Annotated in this window: 16 protein-coding genes and 1 riboswitch; of the genes, 8 read left to right on the forward strand and 8 right to left on the reverse strand. The window is 40.7% G+C overall.

Annotated elements, in window-relative coordinates; genetic code table 11:
* Positions 1-176 precede the first annotated feature (176 nt).
* Together M3196_RS09530 and M3196_RS09535 are read left to right on the forward strand one after the other, a co-directional pair.
* Positions 177-2,582, forward strand: coding sequence for a S8 family peptidase (locus tag M3196_RS09530; RefSeq protein WP_276531314.1), 2,406 nt, complete (start codon positions 177-179; stop codon positions 2,580-2,582).
* A 101-nt stretch (positions 2,583-2,683) separates the two neighbouring features.
* Positions 2,684-3,304: an NAD(P)-dependent oxidoreductase gene (locus tag M3196_RS09535; RefSeq protein WP_251322048.1), complete on the forward strand. Its 621-nt coding sequence runs from the start codon at positions 2,684-2,686 to the stop codon at positions 3,302-3,304.
* On the opposite strand, the gene M3196_RS09540 is transcribed toward M3196_RS09535, so the two are convergent.
* From M3196_RS09540 to M3196_RS09550, 3 genes are all read right to left on the reverse strand, one after another.
* Entirely contained in the window at positions 3,301-3,603 is a 303-nt protein-coding gene (locus M3196_RS09540) for a hypothetical protein (RefSeq protein WP_251322049.1), read from the reverse strand. The two genes, M3196_RS09535 and M3196_RS09540, sit on opposite strands and share 4 nt — an antisense overlap.
* 65 nt (positions 3,604-3,668) lie before the next feature.
* Positions 3,669-4,202: a DUF420 domain-containing protein gene (locus M3196_RS09545; RefSeq protein WP_251322051.1), complete on the reverse strand. Its 534-nt coding sequence runs from the start codon at positions 4,200-4,202 to the stop codon at positions 3,669-3,671.
* Positions 4,203-4,652: 450 nt separating this feature from the next.
* Positions 4,653-6,356, reverse strand: coding sequence for a M3 family oligoendopeptidase (locus M3196_RS09550; protein ID WP_251322053.1), 1,704 nt, complete (start codon positions 6,354-6,356; stop codon positions 4,653-4,655).
* A 118-nt stretch (positions 6,357-6,474) separates the two neighbouring features.
* Between M3196_RS09550 and M3196_RS09555 the strand changes: the two genes are divergently transcribed.
* From M3196_RS09555 to M3196_RS09565, 3 genes are all read left to right on the forward strand, one after another.
* A complete protein-coding gene (locus tag M3196_RS09555) occupies positions 6,475-7,707 on the forward strand; it encodes a PucR family transcriptional regulator (RefSeq protein ID WP_251322054.1) in 1,233 nt (410 codons plus the stop codon).
* 396 nt (positions 7,708-8,103) lie between these two features.
* Positions 8,104-9,234, forward strand: a complete 1,131-nt coding sequence (gene ald / locus M3196_RS09560; protein ID WP_251322056.1) for an alanine dehydrogenase — start codon at positions 8,104-8,106, stop codon at positions 9,232-9,234.
* A 145-nt stretch (positions 9,235-9,379) separates the two neighbouring features.
* A riboswitch (PreQ1 riboswitch) is annotated at positions 9,380-9,424 on the forward strand.
* A 4-nt stretch (positions 9,425-9,428) separates the two neighbouring features.
* Positions 9,429-10,127 (forward strand): queuosine precursor transporter, encoded by a 699-nt coding sequence (locus tag M3196_RS09565; RefSeq protein ID WP_251322058.1) that lies wholly within the window; start codon positions 9,429-9,431, stop codon positions 10,125-10,127.
* 13 nt (positions 10,128-10,140) lie between these two features.
* On the opposite strand, the gene M3196_RS09570 is transcribed toward M3196_RS09565, so the two are convergent.
* Positions 10,141-11,106 (reverse strand): HD domain-containing protein, encoded by a 966-nt coding sequence (locus tag M3196_RS09570; protein ID WP_251322059.1) that lies wholly within the window; start codon positions 11,104-11,106, stop codon positions 10,141-10,143.
* Positions 11,107-11,355: 249 nt separating this feature from the next.
* Between M3196_RS09570 and M3196_RS09575 the strand changes: the two genes are divergently transcribed.
* Positions 11,356-12,186, forward strand: coding sequence for a glycerophosphodiester phosphodiesterase (locus M3196_RS09575; protein ID WP_251322060.1), 831 nt, complete (start codon positions 11,356-11,358; stop codon positions 12,184-12,186).
* 44 nt (positions 12,187-12,230) lie between these two features.
* On the opposite strand, the gene M3196_RS09580 is transcribed toward M3196_RS09575, so the two are convergent.
* Entirely contained in the window at positions 12,231-12,731 is a 501-nt protein-coding gene (locus M3196_RS09580; protein WP_251322061.1) for a hypothetical protein, read from the reverse strand.
* Between the two features lie 87 nt (positions 12,732-12,818).
* Positions 12,819-13,316, reverse strand: coding sequence for a Crp/Fnr family transcriptional regulator (locus tag M3196_RS09585; RefSeq protein ID WP_251322062.1), 498 nt, complete (start codon positions 13,314-13,316; stop codon positions 12,819-12,821).
* Positions 13,317-13,395: 79 nt separating this feature from the next.
* On the opposite strand from M3196_RS09585, the gene M3196_RS09590 reads away from it, so the two are divergent.
* Entirely contained in the window at positions 13,396-14,340 is a 945-nt protein-coding gene (locus M3196_RS09590; protein ID WP_251322063.1) for an AEC family transporter, read from the forward strand.
* Here the strand turns inward: M3196_RS09590 and M3196_RS09595 are convergent.
* Positions 14,317-15,282, reverse strand: coding sequence for a YbgA family protein (locus M3196_RS09595; protein WP_251322064.1), 966 nt, complete (start codon positions 15,280-15,282; stop codon positions 14,317-14,319). The genes M3196_RS09590 and M3196_RS09595 overlap by 24 nt on opposite strands.
* A 102-nt stretch (positions 15,283-15,384) precedes the next feature.
* Here M3196_RS09595 and M3196_RS09600 point away from each other — a divergent pair, with 102 nt between their 5' ends.
* Positions 15,385-15,852 (forward strand): NUDIX hydrolase, encoded by a 468-nt coding sequence (locus tag M3196_RS09600; RefSeq protein ID WP_251322065.1) that lies wholly within the window; start codon positions 15,385-15,387, stop codon positions 15,850-15,852.
* Here the strand turns inward: M3196_RS09600 and M3196_RS09605 are convergent, their stop codons facing one another.
* Positions 15,853-16,725 carry a GNAT family N-acetyltransferase gene (locus tag M3196_RS09605; protein ID WP_251322066.1) on the reverse strand — a complete coding sequence of 291 codons (873 nt, stop codon included), beginning with the start codon at positions 16,723-16,725 and terminating at the stop codon, positions 15,853-15,855.
* Positions 16,726-16,811: the final 86 nt, after the last annotated feature.

Here is a 16,811-nt window from a genome sequence, read left to right on the forward strand (position 1 = left end):
AGCATGGGTCTAAATGAGCAATCCTTAAATTTGCTTACAGGGATTTACGGTACATTAGTAATAACAGTTTTTCCACTATAAGGACTTGATAACTGTTTTTTCCATTAATTCAAGGTGTTTCAAAATACATAGCAGAATATGTACTTTACTATAAAAATAAGGGGTGTACGATTTCAATGAAACGTTTCCTGCGCAAGACTTCTAGTTTCACATTAGCTTGTACATTTATGTTTTCTGCATTTTCTGGAGCTTCAGCAGCACCATCATCAAATGATCAAACTCCAGAACTTGCACCGCTTTACGGAAAGTATGATTTAAACTCTTCTAATGTTACAAAAGTAATCATCGAATTAAAAGAACCGTCTGTCCTAGAAGCTAAAAAGAAGGGTCAGAAACAGACTAAATCCAATCTGAAATCAAAACGTGAAGCAATCGTAAAGGACATTGCTACTCGTACAAATAAATACAAAGTCAATCAAGAATATGATCATGTTTTTTCTGGTTTTTCTTTAGAAATTCCAGCAAATGAAATTCCTGATCTATTAACGGTTCCAGGAGTAAAAGCCGTATATCCGGACGTTGAATATCATACTACAGGAGAAGATACAGGTGACCAATCATTTGACGAGGTCAATCCTCAAATGATGAACTCGGCACCTTTTATAGGAGCGAATGAAGCTTGGGAATCTGGCTACACAGGTGAAGGTGTTACTGTTGCCGTAATCGATACAGGAGTTGATTACACACACCCTGATCTTGACCAGGCATTCGGAGAATATAAAGGATATGATTTTGTAGATAATGACAGCGATCCGCAAGAAACGCCTAAAGGTGACCCAAGGGGCGCTGAAACAACACACGGCACGCACGTTGCAGGGACAGTTGCAGCTGACGGCGGGATTAAAGGCGTAGCACCAGAAGCTAGTCTATTAGCGTACCGCGTACTTGGACCTGGCGGAAGCGGATCAACAGAAAACGTAATTGCAGGAGTTGAAAAAGCGGTTGAAGACGGTGCTGACGTTATGAACCTATCATTAGGAAACTCGCTGAACAACCCGGATTGGGCAACTAGCATCGCCCTAGACCAAGCGATGTCTGATGGAGTAGTTGCAGTAACTTCAAATGGTAACAGCGGACCTAACAACTGGACAGTAGGTTCACCGGGAACATCAAGAGAAGCGATCTCTGTAGGGGCAACTCAGCTTCCTTTCAATGTGTACTCTTCTACTTTAAAAGCTGGAGATACAAGTTTCTCAACGGCAAAAGTAATGGGCTTCCCTTCTGATGAAGCCGTTCTAGCATTGAATGGCCAAACATTGCCGATTGTATATGTCGGACTTGCTGGTGCAGCTGATTTTGTTGGAAAAGATGTAGCAGGTAAGGTTGTATTAGTAGAGCGCGGCACACATGCATTCGTTGATAAAGCGACTAATGCGAAAAACGCTGGTGCAGTAGGTATGGTAATCTACAATAACACACCTGGAGAAATCCCTGTTGATGTACCTGGTATGGATGTGCCAACTATTAAACTATCTCGTGAACAAGGACTAGAACTTAAAGCTATCCTTGATCAAAACCCTGATACAACTGTAACGTTTGGAACAGCATTTGATAAAACAGTCGGTGAGACAATGGCTGCCTTCTCATCTCGCGGTCCCGTAATGGATACGTGGATGATCAAGCCAGATGTTTCAGCTCCTGGCGTAAATATCGTTAGTACAGTTCCAACACATGATCCTTCTAACCCGCATGGATATGGTGCTAAGCAAGGAACGAGTATGGCATCTCCTCATGTTGCTGGAGCGGCAGCATTAATCCTGCAAGCACATCCTGCTTGGGGTGTTGATGATGTGAAGGCTGCTTTAATGAATACAGCGGAAAACATGATAGATGCTGATGGAAACCTGTATCCGTATAACACACAAGGTGCAGGCAGCATCCGTGTCGTGGACGCGATTGAAGCAAACACACTTGTATCACCTGGAAGCCATTCATTCGGCGTGTTCTCTAAAACAAAAGGCAAAGAAGTAAAGGGTGAGCATTTCACAATTAAAAACTTAAGTGATACAGCAAAACAATACACATTTGATGTGGACCTTGAAGGCGTTAAAGTAACGACAAGCAAGAACTTAAAAGTTAACGCAAACAGCTCCAAGGACGTTAAATTCAACGTACAGGTTGATGCTTCTAAACTAGCACCTGGCTATCACGAGGGTACGATCCGCATAAGCGACGGAAGCAAATTGATAGAGGTGCCGACGATCCTGTTCGTCCAAGAACCAGACTTTCCTTCTATCACGCATTTTAGTGCAACAGCACTCGGAAACAACGAGTTTACACTATCTGCTTACTTGCCAGCTGAAGCGGAAAAAGTAGAGTTAGTTTTATATAATAGTACTCTTACTCAAGCAGTAGGTACAATTAGCAGCTACGAAGATGTTCCAAAAGAATTTAACGACTTCCACTGGGATGGAAAGATCTCAGGTGAAGCTGTTGCTCCAGGAAACTATCGAGTAGTCGCTTTTGCGATTAGAGGAGACAAACAAGATTACAGATATACGGATGTAATCACGCTTCAATAAAGAATAAAAATCCCTTGCCGGGCCAATCGCCGGTGAGGGATTTTTTACATTTATACATAAGTGATATGATAAACGCAGATAAACGCAGGAGGTATTTTCAAATGAAACTATTCATGTTAGGAGCTTCTGGAAGAGTCGGGCAAAAGATCACAGAGCTAGCTATCCAAGACGGCATCGATGTTCACGCACTCATTCGAAACCCAGAAAGGCTCCCTTCAATTTTAGAAAAAATGACATATACAACTGGAAATGTACTTGACAAGGAGCAGATAGAGGAAGGGATAAAAGGCTGTGATATGGTTGTCAGTGCTTTATCTACTGAGGGAGGAAACGTACTTTCGGAAAGCATCCCGCTGATTATCGCGGCGATGAAAAAGGAAGGAATCACACGCATTATAACAATCGGAACAGCAGGAATACTGCAGAGCCGAACGGAACCTCATCTGCTGCGCTACCAGTCCTCTGAATCGAAGAGAAAACTAACGAGAGCAGCTGAAGATCATCACAAAGCGTATAACTTTTTAAAAGAGTGTGGTTTGGATTGGACGATCGTTTGTCCGACATATCTGCCAGATGGTGACACTACAGGCAGCTATCGTGTAGAACAAGATTTTTTACCAGATGGCGGCAACAAGATCAGTACAGGGGACACAGCTCACTTTACTTTTTCTCTTATCAAAGAGCCGCGTTTTACTAAGTCCCGCGTAGGCATCGCTTACTAAGAAGTGCGCGGCATATCACTAAAAATATACACCCCAAGCGCAATGAAGCCTATTCCGAATAAGAACAAGAATGCTTTAATAAGCCATCTCGGAAAAAAACGTACAAGCCTATCGATAAAAACAATGAAAATGAATTGTACGATCGCACCAATAAAAGTATCTGTAACCACGCTGCCGCTATAATTTGTACCGTAGCATCTCGTGTTTTCATAATCTTCTTCATTGAAACGAATGCCGTAAACAATGATAGCCATACCAAAGCCACATAAAATTACCGGTATGATCCAAAACCAGCTCATCTCATTTATTCCTCTCTATCCTGAAAAGGCTTTTGCTGAAGCTGTCAGCAAAAGCCCTCTGTTTTTTATGCATAATAAGGTGAAATCAATAAGTAAACCAATACCCCTGTTAAACTTACATACAGCCATATCGGCATCGTCCAGCGTGCAATTTTCCGGTGCTTCTCGACTTGCATATTAAGTCCACGTGTAACAGTAATCAAAGCAAGAGGTACAATCACGATCGCAAGCAGAATGTGCGTAATCAAGATAAAGAAATAAACGTACTTAAGCGGGCCACCCCCGCCATAAGAAGTGGATTCTGTCAGATAGTGATACGTCACATATGAGAGCAAAAAGAAAGCCGTACTCGTAAACGCTGCAAAAATAAATCGTTTATGAAGCGTAATATTTTTTTGCTTAATGAAATATAAAGCCGCCAGTAAAAAGACAAATGTAAAGCTGTTAAAGATTGCATTCAAGCGCGGAAGCAGGGTAACATCAAACGTGATTTCCCCTTTGTATTCCGGCAAGAAGAACAAGATCGCAACCAGCACGTTGATAGCAATCGATAAACCGATAATGAGAGGTGTATAGTTACGCTGTTTGGTTTCAGCCATAGGTTATTTCTCCTTTTCCACACAAATTGTCATACAATTCCTACACGATTCCCACTTCATTTTACCATTCTGCACTCTAATTCCAAACTTAATAACAGCCGAAAACCGCTTTCCCGGCCTAAGTGTCAATAATTCTTCAAAAAATAAAGGTCTTTTACCAGGTCGGTTCAAAACGGTACAGTTTCGGTCATAGAAATAGGCCTCTCCAGGATACTCCCTTAGGTATACAGAACGGTAATTACAGTTGATTCCAAAACTTTTAGTGTCCAATCCAAAAATTTTTCGGATCAATCCACAAGTTTTGAGCATTAATCCAAAAACTTTTACAGTTTATCGACGAGATGTCATTTCTCGACAATTTTTACACTCACTATACCCCGCACCCTGAACCTCTATGCAAAAAAGAAATGAAAAAACCGGCACCCGGCCGGTTTCTTCCTCATCCTTTTATTAAGCTTTTGCAAACTGGTCCTCATCAATTGTTGCAAGGAATTTCTCCACTTCCCCTACAACAGATGCTACACAGCCCTTTTCAAATGGAGAAATCAATCCCGCTTCCTCTACAAGCTTCGTAAATGGAAGGCTTCCTCCTTTTTGGCAAAGAGCGAAATAGTCTTCCCACGCACTTTCTCGATTCTCAACAGAGCGCTTCCAGAACTGCAACGCGCAAATTTGAGCAAGTGTGTAATCGATATAATAGAATGGCGAACGGAAAATGTGGCCTTGTCTATGCCAGAAACCGCCGTTCTCCAAGTACTCTAAACCGTCATAATCGCGGTGAGGCAAGTACGTTTTCTCAAGTTCTCTCCATTTTGCACGGCGTTCTGCCGGCGTCGCATCTGGATGGTCATACACAAAGTGCTGGAACTCATCTACTGCAACTCCATAAGGGATAAATTCAACTGCTCCCGTTAAGTGAGAATATAGATATTTTTCCGTGTCCTTGCCGAACAGCTCTTCCATCCATGGATACGTTAAAAATTCCATACTCATCGAGTGGATCTCACAAGCTTCTAGTGTCGGGAATTGATATTCCGGCACTTCATAACCGCGGCTCGTATACATCTGGAAAGCATGACCGATTTCATGCAGCAGAACACGTACATCATTATCAGAGCCGTTGAAATTTGTGAAGATGAACGGAGCTTGATAATCCTGAAGATATGTACAATACCCGCCAGGCGCTTTTCCTTTTTTACTTTCCAGATCCATCAGCTCGTCTTCAGCCATATAATTGAAGAATGCGCCTGTTTCCTGAGACAACCCTGAAAAAACCAGCTTTGCTTTATCAACGATCCAGCCAGCATCACCTTGTGGTTTAGGGTTGCCCGTTGTAAAGCTGAACGGTTCATCATAAAACTTAAGTTTATCAAGTTCAATGCGTCTTCGCTGCTTCTCTCGTAATTTCGTACAGAGCGGCACAATAATGTCTTTTACCTGTTCACGGAACACCTTCACATCAGCCGCACTGTAATCAGTTCTCCCCATTCGGTCATATGCAAGCTCAGTGAAATTTTTATAGCCTAGCTTTTTAGCGATACCCGTGCGCAACTTAACTAGCTCGTCATAAATGGAATCGAATTTTTCCTCATTCGATTTTAAAAATGCATTTCCTGCAAAACTAGCAGCTTTTCTTGTTTCACGATCCGAAGACTGGCTATATGGTGCTAATTGAGCAAGAGTCAGTTCTTTTCCATCAAACTCAATTTTAGCCGAAGCCATAACCTTCACATATTCAGAGCTTAGCTTATTCTCTTTTTTCAGCTCTTCAAGTACATCCTCGGAGTACGTTTTTACCTTTAACTCTGCTAAACGAAACAGCTGACTGCCCCACTTCTTTTCAAGTTCGTCTTTGTATGGAGACTGCACGAGTGCTTCATGAAAGTCGGTTACCATGCCCTGATAGACCGGCAGATTTTCATCCATAAATGCTTGTTCTTCTTTATAATAAGTGTCTTCCGTGTTAATCGTATGACGAATCTTTACCATTCTCGCCTTGGATTCGAAACTATTACGCAATGATACAACCTTCTTCATTGCTGCGTTTTGTTCATCTGCTGATGACGCGTCACGAAAAATCTGTACCGCATCTTCAAAAGCAGATTTCAGCTCAGCAACATCTGGTCTTTCATATGTAAATTCATTAAATTTCATTTTAATTCCTCCTATAAGTTTGCTTAATACCAATTTCTACAAACTTACTCCTTTCTCCTGTAATCTGCTCTTCTTTTTCGATAGAATAGAGACAGAAGAGTTTAAGGCGGGGAAACATATGAAAGATTATCAAACAGATCCTTTTAAAGGCACATTCGGAAGCCTTGAAAATTTAGCGGACAAAATCAGTGATGTCTTATCTTGCCCTGTAACCATTGAAGATCAGAACCATAGACTTCTTGCTTACAGTACACATGAAGACGGCACAGACCCCGCGCGTATCGCAACAATAATAGGAAGGCGCGTCCCCGAAAAAGTGGTGAACAGCCTTTGGAAGGATGGCGTCATTCCGAGACTCCAGGAAAGTGATGATCCTGTCCGGGTTAGTTCCATTCAAAAAGTTGGCCTCGGAGACCGTGTTGCTGTTTCCATCCGGAAAAGCAGCGAGGTGCTCGGATATATTTGGGTTCTTGAAGTAGAGAAAAAATTAAGCGCCGATGATATGCAGCTTTTAAAGCTTGCTGCTGTTTCAGCAAAAAGTCAGCTGCTTCAAATGCAGATCGGCACAAAAAAGAAGGAAGAAAACCGCCAGGAGCTTTTCTGGAAAATGCTGACCGGAAACCTGCCGCAAGAAGAGCGCATTCTCGAAAAATTGCATGAACTCAATATACTGCCTGTACTACCTGCAGCTGTTTTTATTCTGCAGCTGCAAGAGGAGATCACCCCGGCCCTTGAAAAGGATATCTTATATCTTGCTGCAGTTAACCAAAAAATAAATGTTCTGTTATCTGCAGCAGACTCGAACCAAATGCTGCTGCTCGCTTCTCCGGTTGGGAAAGAGCAGCCGTTAGATTTAGCAAAATCCTTTGTTGAGTCCTTTTTTACCCATATGAAAGAACGGTTCTCTGTATCTGAAATCAAAGCAGCCTATGGAAGTCTTGTAACCTCTTTTTCTCAAGTAGAAAAAAGCTATAGGGAAGCTTCTAGTGTTTTAGCCGTGCAAGAAAAGCTCGGCGGCGAAACACTATCGTTAAACGGCTATCACGAGCTCGGCATTTACCAATTTTTAGATGCGATTTATGAAAAACAACAAAGGCAGGGCTATCAAAACGAAATGCTAAGAGCTCTACAGGAATATGACCGCCTTCATAAGACTGAGCTTTATCATACATTAGAGACCTACCTGACCTTGGACGAGAACTTAAATAAATCCTCGGATGTCCTGCATATCCATATGAATACACTTCTTTATCGCCTTAAACGAATTAGCGAGATCACGAATATTGACTTAAAAAGTCCTCATCAAAAAATCATGATTTACCTTGATTTTAAAATAAATAGATTGTTCTAGAAGGATATTTTCCTCAATCTTTGTTGTTTTTGAAAGGCTGTTTTCGTAAACTGTGTTGCTTTTGTAAGAAATTAATCTCCGCTGCAGGACTCGCTTTCCGCAGGGTGTGCGGTGAGCCCCCTCGTCGCCTTGCGACATTGAGTGGTCTCACCTGTTCCACTCATCCTGCAGGAGTCTCGCCCTTCCGCTCCAATTAACTTTTCAATGAAGAATTTCTTAAAATCTATGTAGCATCAATCTTTTAGAAAGCTTTTTAGTAAATGCGTTTGTGAATTATCACAAATGCTTTTTTTCATTTTCTAGATTCCTAACAATGTAAAGCCATCCACCTCCTTTTATACTGAAAGCACAATTGAAAACGCACTCAAAAGTTTACTTATATAGGAGGATTCACAAATGATTATTGGAGTTCCAGCAGAAATTAAAAACAATGAAAACCGCGTCGCAATTACGCCATCTGGAGTTATGACGCTAACAGCAGCTGGCCACACTGTACGGGTTGAAAACAATGCAGGTGTAGGAAGCGGATTTACAAACGAAGACTATGCAGCCGCAGGTGCGCAAATTTTAGACGATGTAAAAGATGTTTGGGCAGCAGAAATGGTAATGAAGGTTAAAGAACCTCTTGAGTCTGAGTACAAATATTTCCGTTCAGACCTAATTCTTTTCACTTACCTTCACTTAGCAGCTGAGCCAGCATTGGCAAAAGCTCTAACAGAAAGCGGCGTTACAGCGATCGCTTATGAAACAGTTGAATTCAACCGTACACTTCCACTTTTAACACCAATGAGTGAAGTGGCAGGACGTATGTCTGCACAAATCGGTGCACAGTTCCTTGAGAAGCCAAAAGGCGGAAAAGGTATCCTTCTTGCTGGCGTTCCTGGTGTACGCCGCGGAAAAGTAACAATCATCGGCGGTGGAGTTGTTGGTACAAACGCTGCTAAAGTTGCAATCGGACTTGGAGCAGATGTTACAATTATCGACCTAAGCCCAGACCGTCTTCGCCAATTAGATGATATTTTTGGAAACAGCATCCAAACATTAATGTCTAACCCATTAAACATTGCACAAGCTGTTGCTGAATCAGATTTAGTTATCGGAGCAGTTCTTATTCCTGGTGCAAAAGCACCTAAGCTTGTAACAGAAGAAATGATTAAAGCAATGACGCCAGGATCTGTTGTAGTTGACGTTGCGATCGACCAAGGCGGTATCTTTGAAACGGTTGACCGCATTACAACACACGATAATCCAACTTACGACAAGCATGGAGTTGTTCACTATGCAGTAGCAAACATGCCTGGTGCAGTGCCTCGTACTTCTACGATTGCACTTACAAACGTAACAGTGCCTTACGCGCTTCAAATCGCAAATAAAGGTGCACAAAAAGCAATCGCTGAAAACCCATCTCTAAAAGCTGGTCTAAACACAGCTGGAGGATATGTAACATACGAAGCTGTTGCAACAGACCTTGGCTACGATTATGTAGCACCTGAAGCAGCTCTAGAAAAAGCCGTTCAAACGGTATAATCAAATAACCTCAGACCTCCCTATAATTTGGGAGGTTTTCTTTATGTTATTTTCCGGGAAATTTTGTCGTATTTTCGGGACTAATGTCGTTTCATTAAACTTCTGCGGAAACATTCTAGTTATTGCGAAACTGTTGTATTTCATGTATTTCGCGGTTCGAAAACTCCCGCGTTAACAAAACTAGGAGGAATTTTATGTTTAATTTTTATTTTGGTGTAGGATTTACCCTCGTGAATTTTATTCTTTTTTTATTGTGCTATAAGTGGTTTGGGAAAGCAGGTCTATTCGCTTGGATCGCTGCAGCAACGATTTTGGCAAACTTGCAGGTTGTGAAAACGATTGAGATGTTTGGTCTTGTTATGACACTCGGAAACGTTATTTACGGTACAATCTATTTGGCAACAGATCTACTCAATGAAAAATACGGAGAAAAAGAAGCAAAGAAAGCCGTCTGGTTTGGATTTTTCACGCTAGTCATGACAACAATCATCATGCAGCTAGTTCTTGTATTTGAACCGCATGAAAGTGATTTTGCCCAAACGCATCTTGAAGCGCTTTTCGGCCTTATGCCGCGTTTAGCACTTGGAAGTTTAACAGCTTATCTTGTCAGTCAATATTTAGATGTTAAGCTTTTTGCTAAATTAAGAGAGAAGTTTTCTCGTCCTGACCAACTATGGATTCGGAACAACGGCAGTACGATGGTGAGTCAGCTGATCGATACATTCATCTTTTGTATGATTGCATTTGCCGGAGTCTTTTCATGGGATGTATGGGTGCAAATCTTCTTTACAACGTATGTAATTAAATTTGTTGTATCTGCAGCTTCTACACCATTTATTTATATAGCAAGAGGCTTCAAACACACAGAAGAAACCCAAAAACCAGGCTTTTAATGCCTGGTTTTTTCTATATCACTTTTATGAAGCTTCCCATTAAGGCTCTTTCTCTCGCTCTCTCATTCATGTCTTTTACCGCAAGAGAGATTTCAGATGCTGCTGCAAGACATCCCCTTTCCATTACAGTTGGGTCAATTAAACGAGGCTTCCCTTTTAAATGAATATCATATTCATTGTCATTTTCTGCAAGTTTTACATGCATAACGATTTCTTCATAACGTTTCAATAATTCGTTTCGGTCAGACTGCCTGATCTTTTCTAACACTTCTTCATCTTGCAGCCGAAAATCTTCTTTAGTAATCACTTCAGCTTGCAAAGCTTCCAGCAATAACTTAATCAATTTATCATACCCGTAAACGTTGAGAGGGTTCATAAAGAAATCCTGTACTTCCTTGTAATATGCCTGAACAAACCATTCCGCATGCTGAATACCTCTAATACAGATTACGTTGTCTTTTACATAAAGACTCGGCAAAAAATCTTCTACTTCATTCTTTGTTATGTAGTCGTATCGAAATAAATCTCTAAGTGTATAGTCAATCCGATCTGCACACAGAAGAGGAAGGGGCTGCTCCAGAAGCGGAAATTCTTCTTGTAATATCGTATCCATTGAATAGCCATATTTTTTCAAGATTTCAGGAATCTCGGATTGCAACAGCATTTCTTCAAAGATTTCTTCATGGAAGTCCTCGTGCTCATTCTCTAAAACAAAGTCGATCACATGAGAAAATGCTGTGTGTGAGGCATCATGCAGCAGTCCGGCGATTTGTTCCTCCAATGAACCTCCAAGTCTCCGGATTAACAACCTCACACCTATTGAATGTTCGTATCGCGTAACGTTCCACTTTCTATTAACTAAATAGGACGCTCCACCTTGATGGATCCCTTTTAGCCGTTGGAGAGGGTTGGATTGGATAAGATCTTCCAGTATTGACTCTACTTCATACGTACCATAAATTTCATCATCAATCAGCATATGTAAAAGCTCCTTTCCGTCTTTGCAATCTTAACATATTTGAAACGTCATTCACGCTCCCTTTACACCATAGTGCTTTTATTAAGATTTCTGCTCTATACGACCTTTTTTTCTTTAAAATTGTCAGGAAGATCTGACCATTCTTTTCACTGATCCCTTTGTTAGCATAAATCTTGTGAGTCCTGCCTGTTTGCATGAGGCAGGCAGGATAAACACAAAAACAATACCAGTGCAAAGGGGATAGAAAGAATGAACGTAAAGAAAATGGCAACAGCTTCACTTCTTTCGATGGGACTAATTGGTTCATTATTCACGACCACAACATTCGCTTATGAACCTTCAGATCAAGTAGAGACGGTTGCTCATCGAGGTGCCTCCGGATACGCACCTGAAAATACGATGGCCGCTTTTCAAAAGGGTGTTGACATGAAAGCTGATTACATCGAAATAGATGTGCAGCAAACAAAAGATGGGGAACTTGTAGTGATCCATGATGTTACGCTTGATCGTACAACAGATGGCACTGGTTATGTAAAGGATCATACACTTGAAGAGATTCGTCAGCTGGATGCCGGAAGCTATTTCGGACCAGAGTTCGCTGGAGAAAAAGTTCCTACATTTGAGGAAGTTCTTGATGAATTCCGCGGCAAAACAGGCATTCTCATTGAATTAAAAGCAACTTATTATTATCCAGGCATCGAACAAAAAGTTGCAGAAGCTTTACTAGAACGCAACATGCATCTGCCAAGTAACGAAAAGATCATCGTGCAATCATTCGAATTCGAATCTATGAAAAAAATGGACGAGCTATTGCCATCCGTTCCTGTTGGTCTACTAACTTCCCGTGCGACAGATTTAAGTGAGGAAAAGCTGAATGAATTCGCATCATACGCAGAGTATGTGAATCCAAGCAAATCACTCGTTAATTCATCCCTTGTAAATGAAGTTCATGAACGTAACATGGGTATCATGGCGTGGACTGTACGTAAACAAGAAGAAGTCCAGCCTCTTCTTGATGCTGGTGTAGATGGAATTATTACAGATTATCCAGATTACCCGCCATTGCATAAAGCCAATTAAAGAAAAGTGTTGAGGCGGTAAATGCGCTTCAACACTTTTTTATTTTAGTTATATTGTTTGATGATCTCATCAAGTTTTTGAGATTTTTCAATCAGCTTACTATTAATTTTCTCATTGATGCTCAACCATCGAGTCATTTTCTCTTTCGCTAGTTTCTCATCATCAGCTCTCATCGCTTCATGCATGGATTTCTTCGTTTCTTGGGCTTCTTTTCTTAATGCTTTTAAATCTTGATGAATCTTTTTCATGTCCTGCCTGATCGCTTTTTTCCCGCTTCTTTTTTCTTTGCTGCCACTTTCTGCAGCCTTTACATGAAGATCAAATAGCTTATCTTTTTGCTGAACAATCTCTTTTTGAATTTCGAGACGTTCCATCTTAAGCGCATTTGCCTTGTGGACCTCATCTTCAAAGTTTTTCATTTGTCTGAAATGATGTTCTCTTTTCTCTGTTGCAGCCTGCACATTATCTGCCTTTTGTGCGGAAACCGTAACAACCCCACTGGATATTAATGTAAAGGCCAGTGCTGCAGGTATCAATTTTTTCATCTATATCACTCCTTAACTTTTATACTTGTATCATTTGTTAAAGGAGCAAATTTCTTGCGTTCATATGTATGTAAATTCTTTGACAATTCATTTCAGCTTTTTTAAAACACGGTTTACGGTCTCTCTTCTAAGTCCCACAAACTGCCCGATTTCCTCTTGGGTAAGGACTTTCTCAACAGGCACTTCGGGAAAGTAACTCGAAAACCACTTTTTCAGTTTTAAAATCTTTCCTTCCGGAGTTAATGTCGACATCTGATTAATCCTTTGCTGCATCATTCTTAATTTTGTCTCTAAAAGGTGCGCCACCTCTTTATAGACTTTAGGATCTTCCTCTAACGACCGGTACCATTGATCTGGGTCAATTCTTGTTACTTCAGATGGCAAAAGCGCAATGGCTGAACCATTATACTCCTTTTGGGACATGAGGGAATGATGCGGAATCATCTCACCTGTAACAATTAAATTTAATAACACTTGGCTTCCATCTTCATGGACTCTAATGATTTTCAAAAGACCTTTTTCCAGCTTAAATAATGGTCCTTCTTCCCCTTGTCTAAATAAGGTTTCTCCTTTTGCTATGTACACGAAGAACTCCCTCCTTTGTAATCGTGTTCACCCATTTTGAGCCCTCTCCATATTCTTTTAATAATGAGGAGGAAATAACATGAACCAATTCGCTTCTTTTATTCAGGAATTAACACTATTGTACAGCATTGCCGTGTTAGGTTACATGCTGCGAAAAAAAGAAATCCTTCCACAGGGCAGTGAAAAAGTTCTAACAGCTGTAATCTTAAACGTAACCCTTCCTGCTCTCATTCTTTTCGGAATGGATGTTTCGTTTTCAGTTGAAAATTTAATTCAATTCAGCTGGCTTTGCTTACTTTCAACTTTTGTACTCATCGCTTCATCCGTAATTTCCTCTGTTACTGTAAAAAAATTAAAACCAGAAGAGCAGCAGAAAAATGCCTTAGAAGGCATCATGATATTTGGGAATCAAGGCTTTCTAGGCATTGCCGTTTGTTTTTTACTGTTCGGTAAGGAGGGAGTATTCTATGCAACTCTCTTTAATTTCGTTTATCTATTATATATCTGGACCTATGCCATCTACCTATTTGCGAGAAATTCAGAAAGTGTTCAATGGCGAAAAGTTTTTTTAAACTCTGGAGTTATTGCTACCTTATTCGGATTATTATTAATGATCTTGCCAGGTACACTTCCTGATGTGTTATCAAATACCCTCGAACTAACAGGAAGACCAACCGTACCGCTTTCCATGCTGTTAATTGGTTCTTTATTAGGAGGCATACCGGCTTCCGAACTTAAACTCTTTTTACAAAACAAGCATATTTGGCTAGCATCATTCTACAAACTCATTCTGTTCCCGCTCTTATTACTTCCATTTACACTGCTTTCATTGCCGTTTCAACTTTTTGCCGTAGCCTTTTTAGTAGCTGGCATGCCTTCCGCTCCCACGATCTCGATGTATGCTCAAACATATGGAGAGGACTCTTCCTATGCTGCAGCCGGTGTTGCAATATCCACCGTGCTATCATGTTTTACTATTCCAGCTTTATATGGCCTTCTTTTAATAGTCTCGTCCCTTACCTGAATCAGAAATTTCAAGCAGGATCTCAGGATATGGAGCAAAGAATGTTTGCTGCAGGACCTCATTATCATCAAAACGGATCGCATGGGATTTCAATAATGTGGTAATGCTTGAAAACGGCTCTTTCTTGTTTGCGTATTTTTGCAGGAGTTCTTCAAAGAAAGCAACTTCTCTTTCTGATAACCTAGCTTCAAACTTGCTAAAAATCTCTCTTGCCACACTCCGGTTTGAATCATTTCTAGCAGCCCGGTTAAACAGTTTGTGCAGCGTTTCCCCATACAACTCCACTGTTGTGGCCTCACCATTTTTATGTGCATTTTTCAAGATCCGGTTCATCGCCTTCAATGTCGGTCTGCTATAGGCCATGAGCAAGTAGTAATTCTTCTTATGAAATTCGGCGACCGCATTTAATCCTTTTGGCAGCAATCGCCGAAACGAGGCTAATGTAAATAGTTTCGTGTAAAAACGGTCACGGATGGTAAAATTATTTAGCCTTCCTTCCTCTTCAACTGCCAAGTGAGAAAAAAATTCCGCTACCTTTCCCCCGAACAAACCACTTGCATGGCCGATTGCAGGTCCTTTTTCAGTTGAAGCATATACTTTTACTTCTTTTATTCCGCATGATGGGGAGCGGGTTTTCAAAATAAAACCATCTGTATCTTTTACACCTGCTATGTAGTTTTCTGAGAACAACGTCATTGCTTTTGTTACGTCTCTTTTTGTGGAAGGCTGAAGAAGCAAATGATCTTCCCCTTGTTTTACAATGCGGATCGTCTCTCTTGGTGTCCCGAGTCCAATCTCTACTTCAGGACAGACTGGTACAAAATCTACATATTCCATTAATTTTTTTATCACATCATTATAGATCACATCACCGTTATAGCGGCATGCATCAAATTCCAGGCACTTACTGACAACCACTCTTGGCCTTGCATAAGCTTCCATTTAACCTGCTCCTCATTCATTGTTTTCTATCATTCTCTCCATTATTAGGTGAAATTTTATCATTCTTTCTGTAAAATGTTGGGTAACGAGAGGAGAGGTTCGATGGCTTATTATGAGGATCTTCGAAAGCATGTAGGAAGTGCACCGCTCATTTTACCTGGTTCTGTTGTAATCATTGTAAACGAACAGGAAGAAATTTTGCTGCAGCATCGCAGGGATGGCGGCTGGGGACTTCCTGGGGGCTTAATGGAACTAGGGGAGAGTTTTGAAGAGACAGCAATTCGTGAAGTAAAAGAAGAAACGGGTCTTGATATTGGCGGCTTATCACAGCTTCACGTATATTCAGGAGCTGATCATTATTTACAAGTCCCAAACGGTGATGAACTTTATTGTGTAACTGCGGTCTATACGGCAACTGAGGTAAAAGGTGATATTTTGATAGATGAAGATGAATCTTATGACTTTCGATACTTTCCAGCCGAAAAACTCCCAGACGGGTTATTAAAGAGCGCTCAAAGATACATAAACGATTATCTCCAACAAAAAGAAAAGAACAGAGCGTACCGGTAATTAAGCCGGTGTCTCTGCTCTTTTTTTGTTAAATTTAATTTCAATATAATCACATACAGGTGCATACCCAATATTTTGATAGATTTTATTGGATGTCGGGTTTGCTAGATCCGTGTATAATGTACAAAATTCATATCCTTCTTTTAGCAGGTAATCACTTAATGACGCTACACACGCACTGGCGTAGCCTTTACCCCTCAATTCTTTCGGAGTATAGACAAGATTCACAGATACGCCTTTAATATTCGGTCTCGTTTTAGATGCCATGGATACCGCTTTCCCCTCATCTTCCCAGATAAAAAGAAACCCATTTTCTACTCTTGTCTTCGCATACTCTTCTGCTTCATCACGCGTCATCAGCTGATTAATTTCTCCCGTCATCTCTACAATCCATTGAGGCAAAAAAACTAAATCCTCAGACGTTGCTTGACGTAATTTCCCGGGACGTACCGCCGGCGGTACAACAGATTTCAAAGTATATAAACGAAGATCCATCAATACTTTCTCTTCCATTTGGTGTGCTTTCGTCCAATGCTCGGCAAAAACTTTTCCAACTGCCTTTGGTGAATTCACCTTATGAATCGCATAGTCTTCTTTTACTAAATATTCTACTAAATGAGGGACAGCGGCAACACCATCAGCTTCAACTTTTTCTAAAAGCAGCAGTGCATACGGCGGTATAAGCATAGCTGCAAGCATAATTTCTCCATCTTTTATTACTGTCGCAAGTAACGGTTTTTCCTGTTCCCATACTTTGTCTCTAAACCTTATACTATTCCCAAGCATAAGACCCGCTCTGTCTTCTTGATTCAATAAGAACGTTTCTACTTCATCATAGAAAGCAGGAATAGATTCATATCGTGTTACTTCCATACCCATGACCCTCTCTTTATATAAGTCTGTAATCCTATATATTTCAATTTTTACATTTCGATTCCCTCTTTTTCATAAAACCTTAA

This window comes from Fictibacillus nanhaiensis (genome assembly GCF_023715445.1).
In the GTDB taxonomy this organism is placed as follows: Bacteria; Bacillota; Bacilli; order Bacillales; family Fictibacillaceae; genus Fictibacillus; species Fictibacillus nanhaiensis_D.